Source organism: Pseudomonas sp. Pmew2, assembly GCF_058129885.1.
Window position 1 is genome coordinate 2,833,449 of record NZ_CM176702.1, and the last position, 21,450, is coordinate 2,854,898.

Here is a 21,450-nt window from a genome sequence, read left to right on the forward strand (position 1 = left end):
CGAGCTGCGTCACTCAGGCATGCTCACGCAGAGCATAAAAAGCGAAGCGCGTAAGCCTTACTTCTTCACCGGCACGATGTCCATAATCTGACCATTGACCTTCTGGAAACGCACGTACTTGTCGTTAATCTTTACCCATTCGCTTTCCTTGGCGGGTGTTTCCAGGCCTTTACTTTTCCAGTCCTTCACTTCCAGGTCGCTGCGGCGATATTTTTCCGGAACGCGGGAGCCTACTTCCAGCTCATGGGCGTTGTCCTTGGATTCGGTGACTTTCGGGTCCGCCGTCTCTGCGTGAGCGGGCAGGGTGACGGCGGAGAAGCAGCCGAGCAAGGTCATGCAGGCGATCAACGATTTGCTATTCATGTAAAGACTCCCAGTCTTTGGTATCAGGCGATGGCTTAATGCCTCGTAACAACTGGGACCCTCACGTTTGCAAATCATTCGATCGGGTTTGCCGCGCTTAGCCTTGCAGGGTCTGGGCGATGGTTGCAGAGAGCCTGGTGGTCGGACGGCCGATCAGTGCGCTCAACTGGTGACTGTCATCGAACAGCGCGCCTTTGGCTGCGGCCGCGTCGGAATCAGCCAGCAACTGCGCAACGAAGTCTGGCAAGCCTGCCTGGATCAGCGCGGCTTTGAATTCGGCTTGCGGCAGGTTGACGTAAGGCAGAGTCTTGCCGGCCTGCTTTGAAAGCTCGGCAGCGAACTCAGCAAGTGTGTAGGAATCGTCACCAGCCAGCTCGTACACGCGACCGCTCTGATCCTCGCCGGAGGTCAGCAGCACCGCCGCAGCTTCAGCGTAATCGAGGCGCGACGCCGAACTGATGCGGCCCTCGTCGGCACAGCCCATGACCGCGCCATGGCCCAGCGCGCCGGGAATGCCTGCTGTGTAGTTTTCGGTGTACCAGCCATTGCGCAGCAGGACATAAGGCAGCCTGCTGTCGCGCAGGTAATCTTCGGTTTCGCGGTGCTCTCTGGCCAGGCCCAGTGCCGAGGCGTCTGCATGCAGAACACTGGTGTAAGCCAGCAGTTTGACCCCGACGCGTTTCGCCGCATCAATCACGGCCTTGTGCTGCGGCAGGCGCTGGCCCACTTCGCTGGACGAAATCAGCAGCACTTTGTCGGCACCGGCAAACGCGCTGTCCAGCGTCGACGGCTGCGAATAGTCGGCATGACGAACTTGAATGCCCTTTGCCGAGAGGTCACTGGCCTTTTCCGGGCTGCGGACTGCGGCAATGATCTGCCCGGCAGGTACACGAGTGAGCAGCTGTTCAATGACGATACGGCCAAGCTGGCCAGTGGCACCGGTGACAACGATCATGGAAGGATTCCTTGAATCAGGTTGAAAGGAAGCGCCAGCATAGTCATCATGCTTACCTTTCGTAAGTACGCACAAAAAGGTAAGCGTCATGAGTGAATCTGCCTCGCGTCCACAGTCTGAAACGGTCGAGTCCATGCTGGCCTTCGTTCGTCAGGGGCAGGTACTGGCCACTGATTGCCCTTCACGGATTGTGCTCAACCATGTTTGCAGCCGTTGGGGCGTGCTGGTGCTGGTGGTTTTGCGCGGCGGCATGCATCGTTTCAGCGAGGTGCGGCGCAAAATTGGCGGGGTCAGCGAGAAAATGCTCGCGCAAACCCGGCAGCACCTGGAGCAGGACGGCTTCGTCAGCCGCAAGTCACTGCCGGTGGTGCCGCCGCATGTTCAATACCGGCTGACCCCGATGGGCGAAGAAGTCGCCTTGCAGGTTGAAACACTCGTTACCTGGATCGAGACCAATCTGCCGCGCATTATGCAGGCCCGTGAAGCGTCGAATACGCTGCAGATCACGCCCGAATGAGTCTTTTCTGACAGATTTTTCATCCTGCGATTGTCGGCTTGATCGCCTGCAATCAGCCGCTTCTTGGTATGGTGCGCGCCGAAATCTTTATATACACGTTTAGTTGCGCCGTTTGCCCTTCACCGAGAAGCTGTAGAAATGCCCAATCCAATTCCCCTGAAAGACCACGAAAAAGAGACGCGGCTGGTCAATCAGCGCCTGATTGCCTGCGCGGTGCTGGTCGGCCTGCTGGCTGCCTGTCTGGTCGCGCGCATGTATTTCCTGCAAGTCACCGAGTTCGACTATCACTCGACCATTTCCGAAAACAACCGTGTTCACGTGCTGCCGATCCCGCCCGAGCGCGGTTTGATCTTTGACCGCAATGGCGAAGTGCTCGCTGACAATCGCCCCAGTTTCAACCTGACCCTGACCCGTGAGCGCGCCGGTGACTGGCACAAGGTGATCGATGAACTGATGACCCTGCTGGAGTTGCCCGACGAAGACCGGATTCTGTTCGACAAGGAACTGAAACAGGTTCGCCACCCGTTCGAGCCCGCAACACTGCTGTATGAGCTGACCGAGGAGCAGATCGCCATACTGGCGGTCAATCAGTACCTGCTACCGGGCGTGGATGTGGCAGCGCAGTTCGTTCGTCACTACCCGTTGGGCGCGCATTTTGCTCATTCGATTGGCTATGTCGGGCGTATCAACGAAAAAGAAGCGTCGCATCTCGACAACGAATATCGCGGCACTCAATCCATCGGCAAGACCGGTATCGAGCGCTTCTACGAATCCGAGCTGCACGGCCACGTAGGCTACGAAGAGGTCGAAACCAACGCCCAGGGGCGCGTGCTGCGGGTGCTGAAACATACTGACCCGGTGCCGGGCAAGAACATCACCCTCACGCTGGACGCGCATTTGCAGGCCGCAGCGGAAAACGCTCTGGGTGATCGACGTGGTTCGGTGGTTGCGCTGGACCCGGAAACCGGCGAAGTGCTGGCGATGGTCAGCAAACCAAGCTTCGACCCCAACCTGTTCGTCACCGGCATCAGCTTCAAGCAGTACGCTGCGCTGCGCGATTCCATTGACCGGCCGCTGTTCAACCGGGTGCTGCGTGGCCTTTACGCACCGGGCTCGACGGTCAAGCCGGAGGTGGCGATTGCCGGTCTCGACAGCGGTGTGGTCACAGCCTCGACCAAGGTCTTCGACCCCGGTTATTTCCAGCTGCCGGACTTCGACCACAAATACCGTAACTGGAACCACAGCGGCGATGGCTGGGTGGACATGGACACGGCGATCATGCGTTCCAATGACACCTATTTCTACACGGTGGCGCACAAGCTCGGCATCGACCGTCTGCACGATTACATGACCATGTTCGGTATCGGCCAGAAGGTGTCGCTGGACATGTTCGAGGAGTCTGCAGGACTTATGCCGTCCCGCGAATGGAAGCGGGCCACGCGTCGTCAGGCTTGGTTCCCGGGCGAAACGGTGATTCTCGGCATTGGCCAGGGCTACATGCAGGTCACACCATTGCAACTGGCTCAGGCAACGTCACTGATTGCCAGCAAAGGCGTCTGGCATCGACCGCACCTGGCGATGGAAGTAGGCCACGACGTGCCGCTTGATGAGCACCCGATGCCAAACATCGTGCTGCGCGATCCCAATGAATGGAATCAGGTCAACACCGGCATGCAGATGGTCATGCACGATCCGCGCGGCATTGCGCGCGATGCCGCCAAGGGCGCGCAGTACCGCATCGCTGGCAAAAGCGGTACGGCGCAGGTGGTGGCGATCAAGCAGGGTGAGCGTTACAACCGTCTGAAGACGCTGGAGCGTAACCGTGACAACGCCTTGTTCGTCGGCTTCGCGCCAGCCGATCATCCGAAGATCGTGGTGTCGGTGACCATCGAGAACGGCGAAGCGGGCGGTCGAGTCGCGGGTCCTGTGGTCCGGGAAATTCTCGATGCCTGGCTGCTCGACAGCGAGGGCAAGCTCAAACCGCAATACGCAGTCCCTGCCAAGGCGCCGGGCAACCCGCACGCCTGAATTGTTTGCCAATGCAAACTGTCTGACCGAGCCCTGAACAGGGCTCAGGTTTTCTGAACTGTCGAGAATTCATCGGGTCGACCACAACAGGCGTAGCAGAGCGCTGCGCGCGTTTTACCGAATTCATTATTGCCTCGACAAGGAACCCCTAATGTCCAAGACCATCGCCGACCATCTTGCGCAAACCCTCGCAGCGGCAGGTGTTTCCCACATCTGGGGGGTGTCCGGTGACAGCCTCAACGGCCTGACCGACAGCCTGGAACGCACCGATTCGATTCGCTGGATGCACACCCGTCATGAAGAAGTCGCAGCCTTCGCCGCCGGTGCCCAGGCGGCATCCAGCGGCAAGCTGGCGGTCTGTGCAGGCAGCTGCGGACCGGGCAACCTGCACCTGATCAATGGCCTGTACGACTGCCATCGCAACCGCGTGCCGGTGCTGGCAATTGCTGCGCACATTCCTTCCTCGGAAATCGGCCTGGATTACTTTCAGGAAACCCGCCCGCAGGAGCTGTTCAAGGAGTGCAGCCACTTCGTCGAACTGGTCAGCAACCCCGAGCAATTCCCCCGTGTGCTGGAACGTGCCATGCGCGCGGCGATCAGCCAGAAAGGTGTTGCCGTCATCGTCTTGCCCGGCGATGTAGCGCTCAGCGAATCCCCTGATGTAGCAGCGAAATGGATTGAGCCCACGCCGCCAGCTGTCGTCCCGGCAGACAACGACTTGCAGTCGATGGCCGACATGCTCAACGACTCGAAAGCCGTGACCTTGCTGTGCGGTGCAGGCTGTGCAGGTGCTCACGAGCAGATTCTTGCACTGGCCGATACGCTGGGCGCCCCCATTGTTCATGCCTTGCGTGGCAAGCAGCACGTTGAATACGACAACCCGTTCGACGTCGGCATGACCGGCCTGATCGGCTTCAGCTCCGGCTATCACGCCATGCTGTCCTGCGACACGCTGGTGATTCTCGGCAGCAGCTTCCCATATCGGAATTTCTACCCGGAAAAAGCCAACATCATCCAGATCGACCTCGACCCTACACAGTTGGGTCGCCGCACGCCGGTGGCGCTCGGTCTGGTCGGCGGGGTACGGGAAACCCTCGACGCATTGCAGCCAAAACTCAAGCCGCACGCCGACCGCCGCTTCCTCGACAAGGCCCTCAAGCACTACGCCAAGGCCCGTGAAGAGCTGGACGAACTGGCCACGCCTACGCCAGACGGCACGCCTATTCACCCGCAATACCTCACTCGATTGGTCGACGAGCAAGCGGACGCTGATGCAATCTTTACCGTCGATGTAGGCACGCCAACGCTGTGGGCCGCACGCTACCTGCACATGAACGGCAAGCGCAGTCTGCTCGGCTCGTTCAACCACGGCTCGATGGCCAACGCTTTGCCACAAGCTCTGGGGGCCAAGGCCGAACATCCGGATCGTCAGGTGGTGGCGTTGTGTGGCGATGGTGGCCTGTCGATGTTGTTGGGAGATCTGCTGAGCATCCGCCAACTGAACCTGCCGATCAAAATGGTGGTGTTCAACAACAGCTCGCTGGGCTTTGTCGATATGGAAATGAAAGCCAGTGGCTACGTGCCGCACGGCACCGACCTGCATGAAACCAATTTCGCCGGGATTGCCTTGGGCGCAGGCATTCTCGGCCTGCGTGTCGAGGATGCCGAAGAGTTGCCTGCCGCCTTGCGCAAGGCGTTCGATCATCCCGGTCCGGTGCTGATCGACGTGGTCACTGCCAAGCAGGAGCTGGGCATCCCGCCGAAAATCAAGCTGGCCCAGGCCAAGGGCTTCAGCCTGTACATGATGCGCGCGATCATGAGCGGGCGGGGCAGTGAGGTGCTGGAGCTGGCGAAAACCAACCTGCGTTAATCAATTATAAAAACGTATGGGTTTAATAGAAAAAAGTTGCAACTTCTCTCTATCGAGATTGTCATCGCTGTTACAGGTGACGCTCTCGGTGTTTTATATTTATCTTCTCATCATGACCGCCCCAGGCGGTCATTTCTTTGCGGATCCAAACTTCTCACGCCCTCTGCTTTATCAAGTTCGCTATTTGAATTAACAAATCCAAATAGTGGGTAAAGCTTCCCGGAAGGCAGCCGAGACAGTGATACGGAAGCAAGACCGGCTACGGCAGGCTGATAAACCAATAGTCCCTGGCGACAAAAAAACGTCGACGAATACAGAACGTTACGCCCTGGATAGCCTTTATAGAAAAGTCTGCACGTCATGAGGTCTGCAATGCTTAGAAATGCTCCTTTGAGTATGAAACTGCTGCTTATTTTAATATTCCCCCTATTGGGCTTCCTGGCCTTTGCAGGTTTGTTCGTCGCTGACAAAAGCGAAAACCTCGGTGACATGAGGCGAGCAGTAACAGCCACCGCAGTTGCACAGAAACTGAGCAACGTGGTCACTACCATCCAGCGCGAGCGCGGTGCCAGCGGCGTGTTTCTGGGCAGCGGCGGCAAGCCCATGCAGGACAAATTGAAGACCTTCCGTCAGGAAACCGACAAGGCGATAAGCGAGATGCGTGCCCAGTCGACCGACGGTATTCCCGGTCCGGACAAAGTCTACCGTGCACTGGATGACCTGACTGCGTTGCGCCTCAAGATCGATACGCTGGGGATCAACAACACCGAGTCCTCTACGCGCTTCACCGACGTTATCAAAACACTTGTCGGGTTCTCCTATTCGCTGGAGGCGAGTATCGAAGATCCGCAAATACTGCGTGGCCTGAGTTCGCTCAACCAGTTCATCGACATGAAGGAACGTGCCGGTCGCGAGCGCGTGCTGCTGGTCCAGGCATTCAACCAGAACCGCTTTGACGCGCCCCTGTTGTCACGCTTCAGTCGTAACCTCGGAGAGTTCTCCGGTTACCTCGAAGCGTTTCAACGCTGGTCCCCTGAAGTATTCAAGACCAGCGTCGATGCAGGAAACCCTGGGCAAGGCGCAGGAGGGTGCCAGCAACGTCGTACGCGCTGGTGAACTGCTGGAAGAGATCGCCGAAGGCATCGCGACCATCAGCGACCGCAACATCCAGGTCGCTTCGGCCGCTGAAGAGCAAAGCCTGGTGGCCGAAGAGATCCACCGCAACGTCGACGACATCAACTCGCTGGTCATCCAGGTGAGTGCCGGTGCCGAGCAGACAGCGGTCACGAGTCGTGAACTGGCCAGGCTTGCTGAGCAGCAGCAGGGGCTGGTGGGACGGTTTAAAGTGAGCTGACGATAAGGGGGTTGTTGGGTGTTCAGAGGCCTGGGAGCGTTAGCTCTCGGGCTTTTTTGTAGTGGTTGTCGGGCGGCAGGAATTCGAGTGGCAGTTCTTGTGCGACGGCTTGGCTCGGCATACTTTCGGAACTCAAAGAAAATAGCATCGTCCTGAAGGGCCCTACCGCGACCCCGAGGCTGAACCGCATGTGTGAGAGCCGAGCCGACGCCGCACGCCACCAGCGTGGGTTCACTTTGCTGGAGATGCTTGCCGCATTGACCCTTATGGCCATTTGCAGCACGGTCCTGCTGGTCGCCTTCGGCCAGAGTGTGCATTCCCTGTCGCAGGCCGAGCAGAGCGACCGCCTGACCGAAGCCGCCATGAGCGTGATGGATCAGGAAGCAGTAGGGCCGTTGGCTGACGGTATCCGCCAGGGCAGTCTGGGTGGCGGTATCAACTGGCAACTGAGCGTCGCCCGGCAACCGACACGTCAAGGCCAACTGCGCCTGTTTCGCCTGGACCTGACGGTAAGCGACGCCCGGCATCAGGCGCGTTTCAGTACCTTGAGACTGCGTCCGGCGACTGATCAGGTGCACCTGTTAATCCCCAACGATGGCGTGTGTGCATGATGCCGCAGCGTGGCATTGCATTGCTGGTGGTGCTTTGGGTCATGGCCTTGCTCAGCCTGCTGCTGGGGTCACTGGCCGGCTGGGTGCAACTGGAAAATCGCCAGGCGCTGCATCTTCGCCAGCACAGCCAGGCACTGCTGGCCGCAGAGGTTGGCGTCGAGCTGGCGGTGCAGGCCCTGGCTGACCCTGTGCAGCGCAAAAAGTGGGTCGCCGACGCACGTGAAATAGCCCTGAAATTCGACGACACGCAGCTCTACGTCAGCCTGCACAGCGAGAACGGCAAGCTCTACCTGAACAACGCTCAAGCGGAAGACTTTTCCCGTCTGGCAATGGCGTGCGGCGCGAGTCAGGCGCAAGCCAGTCAAATAGCCGGTGAACTCGAAGTTCGGCGAAATCACGGCCAGCCGCCATTTCGCTTGCTTGAAGAAGTTCGGCAACTGCCGAGCATGACGCAAGCGCTGTACAGCAGGCTGTTGCCTGAAATCACGCTGTGGAGCGGCTTCGACCGACCTGATCCGGCCTTCGCAAGCCCGCTGATGCGCATGGCACTCAATCTGCCAACAGGAAACGCGGTGGGCGTCGATCCTGGGGAGGTGCTGGTGATCGAGAGCCGCGCGCAGAGGGCAGAGGGGTCTATGGCGCGGCTGCAGGTGACGGTGTTGTTGAATTCGATGGAGGGGCGAGGCAAGGCCTATACGGTGTTGCGGTGGGAGGAGTGAGGCAGGATTGCAGCAGAGCGTCATATCTATGGACGCAGGCTAAGCAAGAGCCTTGGCCCCAGCAATATCTGCCTGAGGCTGTGACGAGCTCAAGGGCGAGAGCAACGCCATTTCCTCGGTATTGGGTGTCATCCGAGGCGTCGCCGATCAGACCAACTTGCAGTTCTGCTCCGAACGCGCTGCCGCGTCCATGCAGGAAACCCTGGGCATTGCGCAGGAGGGTGCCAGCAACGTCGTACGCGCTGGCGAACTGCTGGAAGAAATCGCCGAAGGCATCGCGAACATCAGTGACCGCAATATTCAGGTCGCTTCGGCCGCTGAAGAGCAAAGCCTGGTGGCCGATAGAGATCCACCGCAACGTTAATGACATCAACTCACTGGTCATTAAGGTGAGTGCCGGTGCAGAGCAGACAGCAGTCAGGAGTCGTGAACTGGCCAGGTTTGCTGAGCAGCAGGGGCTGGTGGGGCGTTAACAGCGGCGACTATTACGAAACGCTGAATTACGGTTATGACGCTGCCCGTAATCTGGTGCAAATCGGCTATCCATCAAGTATCAACCTGACCTACACCCGCAATAGCGCGGCACAGGTAACAGGCGTCAAGCTGGCAATTGGCAACAAGACGGCGACACTGGCAAGCAACATTTCCTACCAGCCATTCGGCCCAGTCAATTCGCTGACCTGGGGCAACGGTATCCTGCTGTCGAGAACCTATGACCAGGATTATCAACTGACCCAGCAGCAGGTCGGTAACTGGCAGACGACTTATCGTTACGACGCTGACAGCAACATTTCCGAAACGGCCACCAGCCTGTGGGGCGCGGTCCAGTATGAATATGATGCGCTGGGCCGTCTGACTCAGGAGCAAACCAACAGCGTCAAAAAGGCTTACAGCTTCGACGCCACAGGCAACAGGACTCAGCGTACCACCACCAATCTGACCACAAGCGATGCCACTGAGACTCAGTCGTTAAACTATGCCAGAGACAGTAACCGGCTTACCAGCATCAATGGCTCCACACTGCCTGTGGACGCTGCGGGTAACCACACGCAGATCAATGGCCGTCGATTCACCTACGACAGCCAAGGCCGTCTGAGCGAGGTTTATCAGGCAAACATCTACAAAATTGCCGACTACAAGTACAACGCGTTAGGCCAACGAATCATCAAGCGCGCTTACGTGATGGGAAGCCAGGCGTTGGCGGGTACAACCACCTACCTGTATGATCCAAACGGCAAACTGATCGGCCAAACCTTCTATGACGGAAACGGCCAGAAAACCAGCGGTCAATACTGGTTCTGGCTGGACAACATGCCACTGGCACAGTTGACGGCCAACTTCTCCACGCTGGGCGAGGTAAGCAGCAGCAAACTGATCTACCTGCATGTCGATCACCTGAACACGCCAAGACTGGCGACAGACAGCACCCAGGCACTGCTGTGGCGATGGAACAGCGATGCGTATGGTGTCGGCTCACCCGAGGAGGATGTGGACGGTGATGGCAAGGCTACAAGCATCGCGCTGCGGTTTCCGGGACAGATTTACGATGCACAAACGCAGCTAAGCTATAACTATTATCGGGATTACAATCCGGATACCGGGCGTTATGTGCAGAGTGACCCGATTGGGTTGGGTGGTGGGCTCAACACCTTCGGATACGTGCTTGGCAACCCGCTGAAATATACCGACCCTAAAGGACTCAATCCTTTAGCACTGTGTTTCGTTCCTGGTATCGGTTGGGCAGCGTGTACAGCTACGGCAGAAGCAGCGGCTTCTGCTTGTGCTGCCATAGGCACCGCTGTAACGGGAGCCCTGTTGGGAGGGTTTTTTGCAGAAGAATTCCCCAATAGTGGCGACAAGGATGCAAGTACCCCGACGGGTCAACGAGGAAGTCCTATTGATGTTGAGTCTGGTACAAATGAGCCTACTGAAATAGATGGCCGCGAATACTCAGGACATGCGTTGGATCGTATGCAGGGGCGAGGTGTGCCCCCGTCAGCAGTTGAAGATGCAATCCAGAATGGTAAGTCATCTTCGGGTAATACTCCAGGAACTACCGTCCACGTTGGTTCGAACGGCGTCACGGTAGTCACTAACAGCGGTGGTAGAGTAATCAACGTTATCCCTAAGTAAGGATCTAATGATGAATGAGTTTCTTGATCGCCAAGTCTCTGTATTGCATCGTCTTGTGAGCGATTACCGTGACGGTGTGCTCAATTTAAATAGTCTTATTCAAGGGGTTGAAGGTGTTAGGGCGATAATCGATTCCGAAGAATGGGCAGAAGCTGTATTTCCGCTGATTTCTTTGATGGAAGAAATAAATGGAGTTACTCTTGATGCTGGGCGTCATTTGACTGTAGATGAGAAAAAATTGATAGACAGTTCGCTGATTGAACTCGATGCGATAATTTCACGTCTAAGTTTATTTTGATCGTCAGTTTTTATGGCTGCGTTTTACTGTGTCTGCAGATTTAAATGCGCTAACTGCCTTTGTGCTGGTTGTTGGTTTTGCTATAATTATTTTAGTTTTTCAGAGCGTGGATATAATAAAAAAGGATGCATCACGGGTTTTAAGTTGTATATAAGCATTATTTTTCTTGTCGCAGCGTCGCAGCGTCGGACGCGGCTGCAGATGAATATCAGTGGACTTTTAAAAATATAAATTTTTTTCCGTCGGCTGAAGCAGCATGTCGAGACACTGTGTTGCGACAGCTAGAGTTTAGTATGACTATAGTCGAGGAAAATACTATATCGATTGCTAATATTTATTACCCTGTTAATTATTCTGTAAAGGCTGTTGCGGGGTGCCGGTTTTCTTTTAGGATGAAGCCGGACCTTAGCGTGCTTTATTCTACTGAAAACTATACTTTTTTTCGGGTTGGTGATGGCTGTGCTAATGGCCTCGAATACAATCCCACAACTGGAACGTGCGGCGTAGATAAAATGCAAGGTTTGCCCGCAAAAAATGACTGGGTGGGTAACCCTATCTTGCCTGCATCGGGTAACAAGTTCGAGTATGAAAAAGATTACGTTCATTCATCGGGTCTGGCTTTTGGGCGATTCTACAATAGCCTGGATGGCTCTTGGAGGCATAGTTATTCCGCTCACTTAAATATAACCAGTGAAAGTGAGTATGTAAGTTTCGTTAGTGCGGACGGAAAAGCCATTTTCTATAAGTTGTCTGAAGGCGTGTACGTCGATGATTCTGGCAATCGTAGTCTGGTCAGGCTGGAGGCTGGATGGGAGTACAGGAGCCCAGCTAATACAGTTTATCAATTTGACCTTGCAGGTCGGTTAACGTCGGTAACTGAGGCCGGTAGTATTCAATACACGCTGGCCTACGCTGGTCGGGAGGTGAAAGTCATTGCATTAAATGGTCAAGTATTGACGTTTACGGAGGACGCAAGACATCAGCCTTTGAGTTTCAGCTCTGAGGGAGTAATCATCAACTATAAGTACGATGCCAATCTTCATCTGACTGAGGTAGAGCGTGTTCAGAATGGAGTGACAGCCCGCAGGCATTACCATTACGAAGACCCCCGAAACACTGGTTTGCTCACTGGCATCACAGACGAGCGCGGGGTCCGGTTTGCAACGTGGTCCTACGACGAGAAGGGGAGAGCAGTCAGTAGCCAGCACAGCGATGGTGCAGGCCTCACTCAGGTTGCTTACAACACAGACGGCTCCAGCACGGTCACAAACGAATTGGGCAAAACCACCATTTATCATTATCAACAGATCGGTGGCATCAAGCGTGTCATATCCGTTGAAGGCGAGCCATCTGCAAATTGCCCTGCTAGCAACTCCACCTATACGTATGACGAGCGCGGTCTGATGCTGACCAAGACCGATGCGAAAGGCCTGGTGACTACCTACACCTACGATGATCGCGGTCTTGAGGTCAGTCGTACCGAAGCAAGTGGCACACCAGTCGCTCGTACCATTACAACGGAGTGGGACCCAGCGCGATTTCTACCTGTCAAAACTGTCGATGACCAGCGGATCACTTCTTATCGTTATGATGACCAAGGGAGAGAAATCAGTCGGCAGTCTGTCGCTCGGTAGTTTTATTCTATGTGCGCGCTGTCGGGAATTTGTAGGTTGCGAAGGGTATTTCAAGCGGGCGGCGCTCAGGTAGAGCTGATCATGAAGCTTGGCGGACGCAGAGCGCCCAGAACTGCACGCCAACGCGCATTGGCACGATAATCGTCGACCCCAATCATGACCCTCCAGTCACCATTTCACCTAACCCCCCGCCCCGCATACGATTATGTAGTGACTAAAAATAATCACTACATAATCGTTGACGTACCCGTTTTCCTTTTGCATTATGCAGCTGTCTCCCCGATCGGGAGCGCTGCAAAAGTGTACTGAACAGGCTCGGCAAGCCGTCGAGATGTTCCCGGATGTAGGCTGCCCACAAGGCAGATTGATGGAGCTGAACTGATAAGGGCGAGAAGCTGGCGAAACGTCCTCATGATGCTTGTAATGGATCGATTGCCGATCCTGGGCCAGGTCTTTGGGTTTCGTGACTTCTTCTCTCTACGCTGATGCCGCTGTGTAGCGGCTCTTCATCAAGGCTACCTGCATGTCCTTGAGGGGCTGGAGCGACATTCGACCAACACTTACGTGTGTTGCATTGATGACGCTCTGGCGCATGAACTTGATGTATCAATTATTGAACGGTCTACGAGCGAAGGAGCATCACATGAATATCAACAAGCAACCGACTATTGATGAACTGGCTCGTCTGTTTGCAGCATGCAAAGACACGCTGGACAACCACATCGTATGGATTGCCGATTCGGGTGAAGTCCATGTCGACGCCATGTCGCCATTCACCCAGGAAGACGAATTCCGTGACGCTCATCCACAGATGCGCACTGCGCTGAAGATGTTTCGCCGCGGTCAGGGTTATGTCGGCAAAAAAGCGGCTGCCGACCGCACGTATGTGGAAAATACGCTGCAGGCGCTGAAAAGCGAATGGCAAAAGAGCCGTCTGCAGGCACACTCTCAGGTCGCCTGAATTCAAGGTGCGATAAGTATTGAGCCCTGAAGCCTGTTCCCGAACCTGATCGGGAACAGGCTTTTTTATTTTCAGCGCCCGAAAGGGTAATTGCCTTATTGGTTGTACAAAGTGTTTTTGCTGGTATAGATTCCGGCCATGAGTCAGTTATCTGGCTTCTCTCATTCCCGGCCTGCCGATGCTTTCATGGCAGCGCCTGCACCTGACCTACACAGAGGTTGCCGATGCGTGCGCCACGATGGCTATGGTTGGTGATGTTGCTCAGCGCTGGCGCTTCGGCGGATTGGCGGGAGGCATTGCCCAATGCCCAGGTTGTCGGTGGCGGTGATCTCAGCCTGTTCGGCTTTCGTGTCTACACGGCCAGGTTGCTTAGTCCCGCCAAACCCTTTGTAGCGAGTGCGCCGCTGGCTCTTGAGCTGACTTACCATCGCGATATTGACCGCGAAGATCTGGTCGATGCCAGTATCGATGAGATCAAGCGTATTTCCGGGTCGAAGGTGAACGATCAGCAACTGGCGCAATGGCGTCAGCAAATGAACCAGTCATTTGTCGATGTTAAGCCGGGCATGAAGATTACCGGGGTTTACCTGCCCGGCCGCGAAGCGCGTTTCTATGTCGGCGACAAACTCCAGCATGTCGTGCCCGACAGTGAGTTCGCCAAGGCTTTCTTTTCCATCTGGCTTGACCCGAAAACCCGTAACCCCGAGCTGCGTGAGCAGTTGCTCGGCAGTACCGGCTCATGACCCATCAAGGAGGGCGCATGCTGAGAAAGTGGATGTTGATGTTGTTTGCGGGGCTTGTACTGAGCGGCTGCGGCGGTGTGCCGGTAACCCGTTACAGTCAGGAAGAGCCCAAGCTCGATCTGCGCCAGTACTTCACCGGGCGTGTCGAGGCCTGGGGAATGTTTCAAAAGCGCTCCGGTGAAGTCACCAAGCGCTTTACCGTGGTGATCGACGGGCACAGTGAAGGCGAAGTGCTGGTCATGCACGAGGCCTTCAGCTACAGCGATGGCACCAAGCAGGTTCGGGAGTGGCGTTTGCGTCCCGATGGTCCGGGACGCTGGAAGGGCACGGCAGGTGACGTGGTTGGCGAGGCCTATGGCGAAGTGTCAGGCAACAGCTTCCACTGGAACTATGTGCTCAGGTTGCCGGTGGACGGCACCGAGTATGACGTCAGCCTGGATGACTGGATGTACCTGATCGACAAGCAGACCATGGCCAATCGTTCGTCGATGACCAAGCTGGGTGTCGAAGTCGGGCAGATCACCTTGTTCTTTCGCAAGGCCGGCAAATAAATAACGCCTCGTATGAGGCGTTATCCTTCAGGGCGGCTGTCAGCCGCCCGTCATATTCATGAAGCGCACCACCTGCACGCCATCGTCGTGGGTGAAGTTGTGGCTCCACGGCTTGATTTGCATGGCATCGATGATGGCTTTTTCGAGTTTCTCAGGCTGACCGGGATTGGCGCGCAGTACCGCTTTCAAGTCCACGGAGTGCTCGTTGCCCAGGCACAGCAGCAAGCGGCCTTCGACCGTCAGGCGCACGCGATTGCAGGTGCCGCAGAAGTTATGACTGTGCGGTGAGATGAAGCCAATGCGAATGCCCGGCGCTTCAGCCAGACGCCAGTAGCGCGACGGCCCCTGAGTCGAGTCGGTGGAAGGCACCAGCGTGTAACGTTCGGCAATGCGCTCGCGAACCTGATCGCTGGAGTAGAAGGACTCGGCACGGCTGTGCTCGCTGATGATGCCCAGCGGCATCTCTTCGATGAACGAGACATCCAGATTGCGATCGATGGCGAACGCCAGCAGGTCGTTGATCTCGTGATCATTGCGACCATGCATTACCACGCAGTTGAGCTTGGTGTGCACAAAACCGGCAGCATTGGCGGCGTCGATACCGGCAATGACCTTGTGCAGATCACCCGTGCGGGTCAGCTCGCGAAAACGTTGCGGGTCGAGGCTGTCCAGGCTGATGTTCAGACGGGTGACGCCGGCCTTGAACAGCGGGGCGGCCAGTTTGTCCAGTTGTGAACCGTTGGTGGTCATGCACAGTTCACGCAGGCCGGGCAGGGCGGCGATCTTTTCACACAGACCCACGACACCCGAGCGTACCAGTGGCTCACCACCGGTGAGACGAATTTTGCGTGTACCCAGCGCCACGAAGCGCTCGGCTACCTGAAGGATTTCCTCCAGCGAAAGAATCTGTTGCCGAGGCAAAAACGTCATCTCTTCGGCCATGCAGTACACGCAGCGGAAATCGCACCGGTCGGTGACCGACATGCGCAGATAATCGACTTTACGTGCAAAGCGGTCCATCAGGACGGGTTCTGACATTTCACCTTCTAAATGATCGAGAGAGCTGTATTCCAGGTTTGGAGGCCAGCGTGCTACAGGGGTTCAGCTCTTTTGCAAGGTGCAGCATCCGGGCCTTTGCGCAGGCTGGCAAAGTGCCCAAGCCTGCCCACATATTAGCTGCACGCCTCAAGCTTTGCACTGGCGGCTATGCACCTGCTACATGGCCGCCACGCTACCGAGTCGAAATGCCGCAGTCCAATTGCTTCTTCCAATACCCTCATCGACCTCATCTATGGCCCTTTGCCGTAATCAGGGTTGGCGGCGGCGCTGCGCTCGTAGCGTTCCAGTAAAGGCTGGATGCTGATGCCGTTTACCAGAATGCTCAGCGCTACGACCGAAAGTGTCATGCCGATCACAACGTGGCCGACATCGTGTGCCAGACCGTGTGACAACGCAAAACACAGGTAATAAAGACTGCCGATCCCACGAATACCGAACCATCCAACCAGTGCTTTTTGTCGGACGTTGAGCAGGCGACGACTCACCAGCAACCAAACGCTGGCAGGACGAATCACGCAGAACAGCGCGATACCCAGACCAATCGCGCGCCAGTCCCAGTACATTGCCAGCGCAGCGCCCAGCAGGGTGATCAGCAACACTTCCATCGCGCGTTCCACCAGGCTGCCGAACGCGAGCATATCGCCCATCATTACCCCGGCAGCCAGTTGCGAGTCGCTCATGTCTTCGCCCTGCGCTACTGTGCCCTGTTCAAGGGATGCAGTCATATGCCCCAGGACCGGTTGCGCGGCATGCTCCGATGGCAGCTCTGAGCGCGTGACACGTACTTCAGCCTGACGCAGCCCGAATCCGGCGGCAAAGACCGAAAGAAAACCGAAGGCTCCCACACCTTGCGCGACCACGTAGGCCAGGGCGATCAATGCCAGCGCCAGAAAGTCATTGGGTGATGTGGTGCTGTCGGCGTTCTTGATGCGCAGAAAGATCATCAGATGGCCAACGCCGCGGCCCATGCCGTAACCAATCAACAAACCGGCCGGAACCGCCCAGATCAGGTCCTTGATCAGCCATCCCTGGACCCAGTCGCTCATTGCGCCCCCGGAACTCAGGTACAGCAAGGCAAAGATCACGAACGGAAACGCCGTCCCGTCGTTGAGGCCCGCTTCGCCGGACAGACCAAACCGCAGGCGATCCTGGTCCTGGGCGTTGTTCACTTGGACCATCCCGGCCAGTACAGGGTCGGTCGGCGACAGCATGGCACCGAGCAACAACGACACGCCCCAGTCCAGGCCGATGATGTAGTGCCCCGCGACCGTCACGCCAGCAATGGTCACCAGCATCACTGGCCCGGCCAGCCAGTAGGCAGAGTGCCAGGCCTTGCCGCGCAGCGGCAGGCGCAACTTGATGCCCGTACCGAACAGGGAAAACAGCACCGCCACCTCGGTCAGGCGCTCCAGCCATTCGTAGGATTTTTCGAAATCCAGATTGACGATATCCAGGCCCATCGGCCCGATGCCAAAGCCGAATCCCAGGCATACCGCTGACGTGGTCACCGGCATCCAGCGCAGGTACGAGGACGTGAGTGCCAATAGCATCAAGAGCACGCCAAGCACGCTCATGCAGACAATAAAACTCATAAAGAAAGAACCACCGTTAAATGCGCCTCAAGAAGAGGGCGTAACGGTGGGACTCTCTTGTGCGGTAATAAGTTGAAATAATTTGCCGGGCGGTGATCAGCCGGTGCTTGCCTGTAAACGGCACGGCCTTTTGACCTTGCCGCTTGCGACTAGCGCTCGATACTGCGGCTCCAGCGTGCGTTCCACTCGGGGCGGATCTGGTTGACTTGATCCCAGTCGATGGTTACCGCTGTTTCCAGGTACTTTTCCATGGCCTCGACTTGCGCGCGCGTCTTCTCGGAGGTGGGGGTTTTCGGATTTGACGGGATCTGATCGCCGAATTCCAACGCAGGTGCCTGTGCTTCCGGTGTCAGCAGGTAGGCCGCCAGCTTCTGGGCCAGCTCTGGCTGGTTGTTATTGGCGATTGCACATTCAGCCACGTTCAACACCACGCCGCCTTCCTTGGGCGAGGCGTACTCCACCGGCACGCCCTTGATCTTCAAGGCGGTCACCTGCGTAGGCGTCAGCGGGAACAGCGCGGCTTCATCGGTTTGCACCATTTCCGAGATCTTTGCCGAGCTGGCTATGTATTCCAGCACGTTCGGGCCGACAGTTTTCGGCCAGGCCTTGAAGCCGGGTTCGACGTCTTTCTCGCTGCCGCCCTGGATACGGTTGAACATCAGAAAGCCATGCAGGCCGAAGGTCGAGGAGGCCAGTGACTGGAACACCACCTTGTCCTTGAAACGTTTGTCGGCCAGGTCCATCCACGAGGTGGGCGCGCTCCAGCCCTTTTCCTTGAACATCCGCGTGTTGTAAGCAAGGCCGGTCACACCCAGGCTGACAGCCGCTGCCTGTTCCTTGATTTTGGCCTTGGCAGGCAGGTCAGCCAGACTGGCGCTGGGCTGCAGGGCGTCACACAGGCCCATGGAAATAGCCCGGTACATGATGCCGTCGTCGAGAAAGATGACGTGCATCTGCGGGTTGTCTTTACTCGCCTGCACCTTGGCAAGGATATCGGCCGAGGTGCCGGGCACGATCACCACCTTGACGTTGTTGGCCTTCTCGAAAGCAGGCATAACCTGATCGGCGTACAGGCGCTCCATGGTTCCGCCGTTCATGCCCAGGTACAGCGTGGTTTCGGCCTGGGCAGGCAACGACACGAGTGCGGCCGCCAAGGGCAGGCATGACAAGCCGGTGAGGGCGAGACGTTTGGTGCTTTTCATAGGGACGACCTTCCTCTGTGCAATGGGATGACGTTAGTAGCGGGTTCTATCGCAGTGGGTTGGCTAGCTGCCTGGCGGAAGCGGCCGATGGAAAAGGCCTCGAGCGAGATCGTTGAGGCACTGTCGCAGACCCATTCGGCCAGCGCTTCGCCCGCTGCCGGGCCGATCTGAAAGCCTGCCCCGGCAAAGCCGAAGCCGTGCAGCAGCCCGGGCCGGGTCAGGCTCGGGCCCAGCACCGGTTCGCGATCAGGCAGGTAGCCTTCAGTGCCGCTCCAGGTGCGAATGGCCTGGGCGCCGGCCAATGGCGGGTAGAGTTCGACGGCGTTGCGCAGAATGTCGAGCACTGCCGCCTGTCCCGGCCTGGCATGCGCAGGGCCGAGGGCAAAGCCTTGTCCGCCGCCCAGCACGCAATTGCCGCGTGCCACCTGCCGGGCATAGATGCCGCCGCCTTCGACACCGGTGCTGACGTCCATGAACATCGGCAGTGGTTCTGTCACCAGCATCGCCGGATGCCCCGAATACATCGGCACCGGTTCGTTAAATTGTGCCGCCAGCGCTCCTGCCCAGGCGCCAGCGCAATTCAGTAGCCAGGGGGCTCGCAGTGTCAGGCCGCTGGCGGTCGTGACGATGAAGGCGTTGCCGTCGTGACTGACTTCGCTGACCGGCGCCTGCTCGAATACCTGAGCGCCCGCTCGGCGAGCTGCGCTGGCAAAGGCGGGCGATACCAGACGCGGATTGGCGTGCCCGTCGTCGGCGCACAGCGATGCACCGACGGCGACATCGCCCGCCCAAGGGTAACGGGCGCGCAGTTGCTCTCGATCCAGCAGTTGCAAATCCAGCCCGAACCCCCGGCTGGCTTCGGCGTAGCTGCGCAGCGCATCCATGTCCCGCTCGCTGCGCGCCAGTTTGAGGTGGCCGGAGCGCTGGTATTCGCCGTCGATACCGATCAGCTCACGCAGGCCGCTCCAGATCTGATGCGCCCGTTGCGACAAGGGCAGTTGCGACAAGGGCCTGCCTTGACGGCGCACACCGCCATAATTGACGCCGCTGGAGTGCGAGCCGCAAAAGTCGCGCTCCAGCAGGGCCACACGCTTGCCCTTCAGGGCGAGCGCCAAGGCTGCCGACGAGCCGACAATGCCGCCGCCGATGACAATCGCATCGCTTTCAATCAGCGTGCTCATGGTTGTTTCTCCGCTGATTGTTTGTCCACGGGCAGCATCTCCAGGCCGAACGGCAGTGGCTTGATCGGTGCCTGGCCGCGTAGACGGCCGACCTGCTCAAGTGGTCGGCCGCTCTCGCGGGCGATGATCTCGGCGGCTGCCAGGCCGCACATCCGGCCCTGACAGCGGCCCATGCCAACCCGGCACATGGCCTTGACCCGGTTGATCTCCCAATGACCGTCCTGCACGGTGGTGCGAATATCGCCCGCAGAGACTTCTTCACAGCGGCAGACAACAGTGTCATCCGCTACATTGGCGGCCCAGTCTTCGGGGAACGGGAAAGCGGTTTCCAGCCCGTGGCGGAAGCGTTCGATGCGTTGCAGTGCGGTTTGCAGGTCACTGATACGCACGGCGTCGACGGTGACACCGCTGTCTTGCAGCAGCCCGAGCGCGGCCAGTTCTCCGGCCATTTCCGCCGCGTCTGCGCCCATGATTCCAGCACCGTCGCCTGCCAGATACACGTCTGGCACGCTGCTGCGCCCACAGTCATCGCGAATGGGCAGCCACGCTCGGTTAAGCGGGCTCCAACCGAATTCACAGCCGAGCAGGTCGGCCAGTTGTGTCTCGCTGCGCAGCGCATGGGCAAAGGCTACTGCGTCGCAGGCCAGTTGGCCTGATTGGCCGTTGCGTTGCCAGTGAATGCCGTCTACGCGTTTGTCACCGTTGATGCGGGTGAGGTGTGCGCCCTGGTGCACGGGAATGCCATGCGCACTCAGCCACGCGCGGTAATACAGGCCCTTGGCAAGGGTTGCCGGTTGGCCGAGCAGCGCAGGCAGCGCCTTGCATTGGGCTGAAAACGGCGCGCTGTCGAGTACCGCCAGCACGTTCGCGCCAGCCTTGGCGTATTGATAGGCGACCAGATACAGCAAGGGGCCGCTGCCGCAAAACACCACGCGTTCGCCAATCGCACAGCCCTGATATTTAAGTGCGATCTGCGCTGCACCCAGGCTATACACGCCGGGCAGTGTCCAGCCGGGCACTGGCAGAATGCGGTCGGTGGCACCTGTGGCGACAATCAGTCGGGTGAAATCCAGGGTTGCGACTGTTCCGTTGTGCAGGGTATCGAGTTGATTGCCTTCGACGTTCCACACCAGCGTCTGCGGTCGGTAGTCGATCTGTGTTGTCAGTGCATCGAGTGCCTGATGCAGTGCAACGGCCTTGCCGCTTTCAAAGCCGTAAAGCGCCTTGGCCGAACGCTGGAAATTCTCTGGCTGGCGACGATAGATCTGCCCGCCGCCGCGCAGACCTTCGTCGATCAGGCAGGCTTTGACACCGTGCTCCAGCAGCGTCTGGGCAGCGCGAATCCCGGCTGGGCCGGCGCCGATAATGGCAACGCGGTCTTTGCTCATGGCCGCCGCCCCGGTTCACGAATAATCGCCTGGCCAGCTTCCAGCAGCGTCGAACAGGCACGCACTCGCTGGCCGTTGCCGAGTCTTACCCAGCAGTCCTGGCAGGCGCCCATCATGCAGAACCCGGCGCGCGGCTCGGCACTGAAGTCACTGCCGCGCAGGTGCTCACTGGCGGTCAATACCGCAGTCAGCACGGTGTCGCCCAACAGACCATTGGCCGGTTGCCCATCGAGGGTGAAGGGCAGAACGGGGCGATCATGTTCAGCCAGTCGTTTCAGCAATGCCATAACG

18 protein-coding genes and 3 pseudogenes are annotated in these 21,450 nt (G+C 57.7%); 13 read left to right on the forward strand and 8 right to left on the reverse strand.

Annotated elements, in window-relative coordinates; translation table 11 throughout:
• Positions 1-57 precede the first annotated feature (57 nt).
• Both AC4ANK_RS12925 and AC4ANK_RS12930 read right to left on the reverse strand, forming a co-directional pair.
• Positions 58-363: an RcnB family protein gene (locus AC4ANK_RS12925; RefSeq protein WP_002553806.1), complete on the reverse strand. Its 306-nt coding sequence runs from the start codon at positions 361-363 to the stop codon at positions 58-60.
• 97 nt (positions 364-460) lie between these two features.
• The gene (locus AC4ANK_RS12930; RefSeq protein ID WP_002553805.1) at positions 461-1,318 is read right to left on the reverse strand and encodes an SDR family oxidoreductase; all 858 of its coding nucleotides are present in this window, start codon (positions 1,316-1,318) and stop codon (positions 461-463) included.
• Between the two features lie 88 nt (positions 1,319-1,406).
• On the opposite strand from AC4ANK_RS12930, the gene AC4ANK_RS12935 reads away from it, so the two are divergent.
• From AC4ANK_RS12935 to AC4ANK_RS12995, 13 genes and pseudogenes are all read left to right on the forward strand, one after another.
• Positions 1,407-1,835, forward strand: coding sequence for a winged helix-turn-helix transcriptional regulator (locus AC4ANK_RS12935; protein WP_002553804.1), 429 nt, complete (start codon positions 1,407-1,409; stop codon positions 1,833-1,835).
• Between the two features lie 138 nt (positions 1,836-1,973).
• A complete protein-coding gene (gene mrdA / locus AC4ANK_RS12940) occupies positions 1,974-3,863 on the forward strand; it encodes a penicillin-binding protein 2 (RefSeq protein WP_002553803.1) in 1,890 nt (629 codons plus the stop codon).
• Between the two features lie 151 nt (positions 3,864-4,014).
• Complete coding sequence (poxB, locus tag AC4ANK_RS12945; RefSeq protein ID WP_460382798.1) at positions 4,015-5,733, forward strand: ubiquinone-dependent pyruvate dehydrogenase; 1,719 nt, start codon at positions 4,015-4,017, stop codon at positions 5,731-5,733.
• Positions 5,734-6,150: 417 nt separating this feature from the next.
• Positions 6,151-7,087 (forward strand): annotated as a pseudogene (locus tag AC4ANK_RS12950) (nitrate- and nitrite sensing domain-containing protein).
• Between the two features lie 188 nt (positions 7,088-7,275).
• Entirely contained in the window at positions 7,276-7,698 is a 423-nt protein-coding gene (locus AC4ANK_RS12955; RefSeq protein ID WP_002553800.1) for a type II secretion system protein, read from the forward strand.
• Positions 7,695-8,417 (forward strand): general secretion pathway protein GspK, encoded by a 723-nt coding sequence (locus AC4ANK_RS12960; RefSeq protein WP_044423844.1) that lies wholly within the window; start codon positions 7,695-7,697, stop codon positions 8,415-8,417. Before AC4ANK_RS12955 ends, AC4ANK_RS12960 begins: the two co-directional genes overlap by 4 nt.
• A gap of 85 nt (positions 8,418-8,502) precedes the next feature.
• Positions 8,503-8,890, forward strand: a pseudogene (locus AC4ANK_RS12965) (chemotaxis protein); the annotation flags it as partial.
• Positions 8,883-10,133, forward strand: a pseudogene (locus tag AC4ANK_RS12970) (RHS repeat-associated core domain-containing protein); the annotation flags it as partial. The pseudogenes AC4ANK_RS12965 and AC4ANK_RS12970, both read left to right, overlap by 8 nt.
• 427 nt (positions 10,134-10,560) lie before the next feature.
• Positions 10,561-10,848 (forward strand): hypothetical protein, encoded by a 288-nt coding sequence (locus tag AC4ANK_RS12975; protein WP_031597223.1) that lies wholly within the window; start codon positions 10,561-10,563, stop codon positions 10,846-10,848.
• 293 nt (positions 10,849-11,141) lie between these two features.
• Entirely contained in the window at positions 11,142-12,482 is a 1,341-nt protein-coding gene (locus tag AC4ANK_RS12980) for a DUF6531 domain-containing protein (protein WP_460382794.1), read from the forward strand.
• A 643-nt stretch (positions 12,483-13,125) separates the two neighbouring features.
• Complete coding sequence (locus AC4ANK_RS12985) at positions 13,126-13,443, forward strand: hypothetical protein (RefSeq protein WP_002553795.1); 318 nt, start codon at positions 13,126-13,128, stop codon at positions 13,441-13,443.
• 224 nt (positions 13,444-13,667) lie between these two features.
• The gene (locus AC4ANK_RS12990) at positions 13,668-14,186 is read left to right on the forward strand and encodes a chalcone isomerase family protein (RefSeq protein WP_002553794.1); all 519 of its coding nucleotides are present in this window, start codon (positions 13,668-13,670) and stop codon (positions 14,184-14,186) included.
• A gap of 17 nt (positions 14,187-14,203) precedes the next feature.
• Positions 14,204-14,737, forward strand: coding sequence for a DUF3833 domain-containing protein (locus tag AC4ANK_RS12995; protein WP_002553793.1), 534 nt, complete (start codon positions 14,204-14,206; stop codon positions 14,735-14,737).
• A gap of 39 nt (positions 14,738-14,776) precedes the next feature.
• Here AC4ANK_RS12995 and moaA read toward each other — a convergent pair whose 3' ends face one another.
• From moaA to AC4ANK_RS13025, 6 genes are all read right to left on the reverse strand, one after another.
• A complete protein-coding gene (gene moaA / locus AC4ANK_RS13000) occupies positions 14,777-15,775 on the reverse strand; it encodes a GTP 3',8-cyclase MoaA (RefSeq protein ID WP_002553792.1) in 999 nt (332 codons plus the stop codon).
• Positions 15,776-16,026: 251 nt separating this feature from the next.
• The gene (locus AC4ANK_RS13005) at positions 16,027-17,388 is read right to left on the reverse strand and encodes a cation:proton antiporter (RefSeq protein WP_460382791.1); all 1,362 of its coding nucleotides are present in this window, start codon (positions 17,386-17,388) and stop codon (positions 16,027-16,029) included.
• Positions 17,389-17,537: 149 nt separating this feature from the next.
• Positions 17,538-18,590, reverse strand: coding sequence for an ABC transporter substrate-binding protein (locus tag AC4ANK_RS13010; RefSeq protein ID WP_002553790.1), 1,053 nt, complete (start codon positions 18,588-18,590; stop codon positions 17,538-17,540).
• Complete coding sequence (locus tag AC4ANK_RS13015) at positions 18,587-19,771, reverse strand: NAD(P)/FAD-dependent oxidoreductase (protein ID WP_002553789.1); 1,185 nt, start codon at positions 19,769-19,771, stop codon at positions 18,587-18,589. The genes AC4ANK_RS13010 and AC4ANK_RS13015 overlap by 4 nt, the downstream gene beginning before the upstream one ends.
• Positions 19,768-21,159, reverse strand: coding sequence for an FAD/NAD(P)-dependent oxidoreductase (locus AC4ANK_RS13020; protein ID WP_002553788.1), 1,392 nt, complete (start codon positions 21,157-21,159; stop codon positions 19,768-19,770). Before AC4ANK_RS13020 ends, AC4ANK_RS13015 begins: the two co-directional genes overlap by 4 nt.
• The gene (locus tag AC4ANK_RS13025) at positions 21,156-21,446 is read right to left on the reverse strand and encodes a (2Fe-2S)-binding protein (protein ID WP_002553787.1); all 291 of its coding nucleotides are present in this window, start codon (positions 21,444-21,446) and stop codon (positions 21,156-21,158) included. The genes AC4ANK_RS13020 and AC4ANK_RS13025 overlap by 4 nt, the downstream gene beginning before the upstream one ends.
• Between the last annotated feature and the right edge of the window lie 4 nt (positions 21,447-21,450).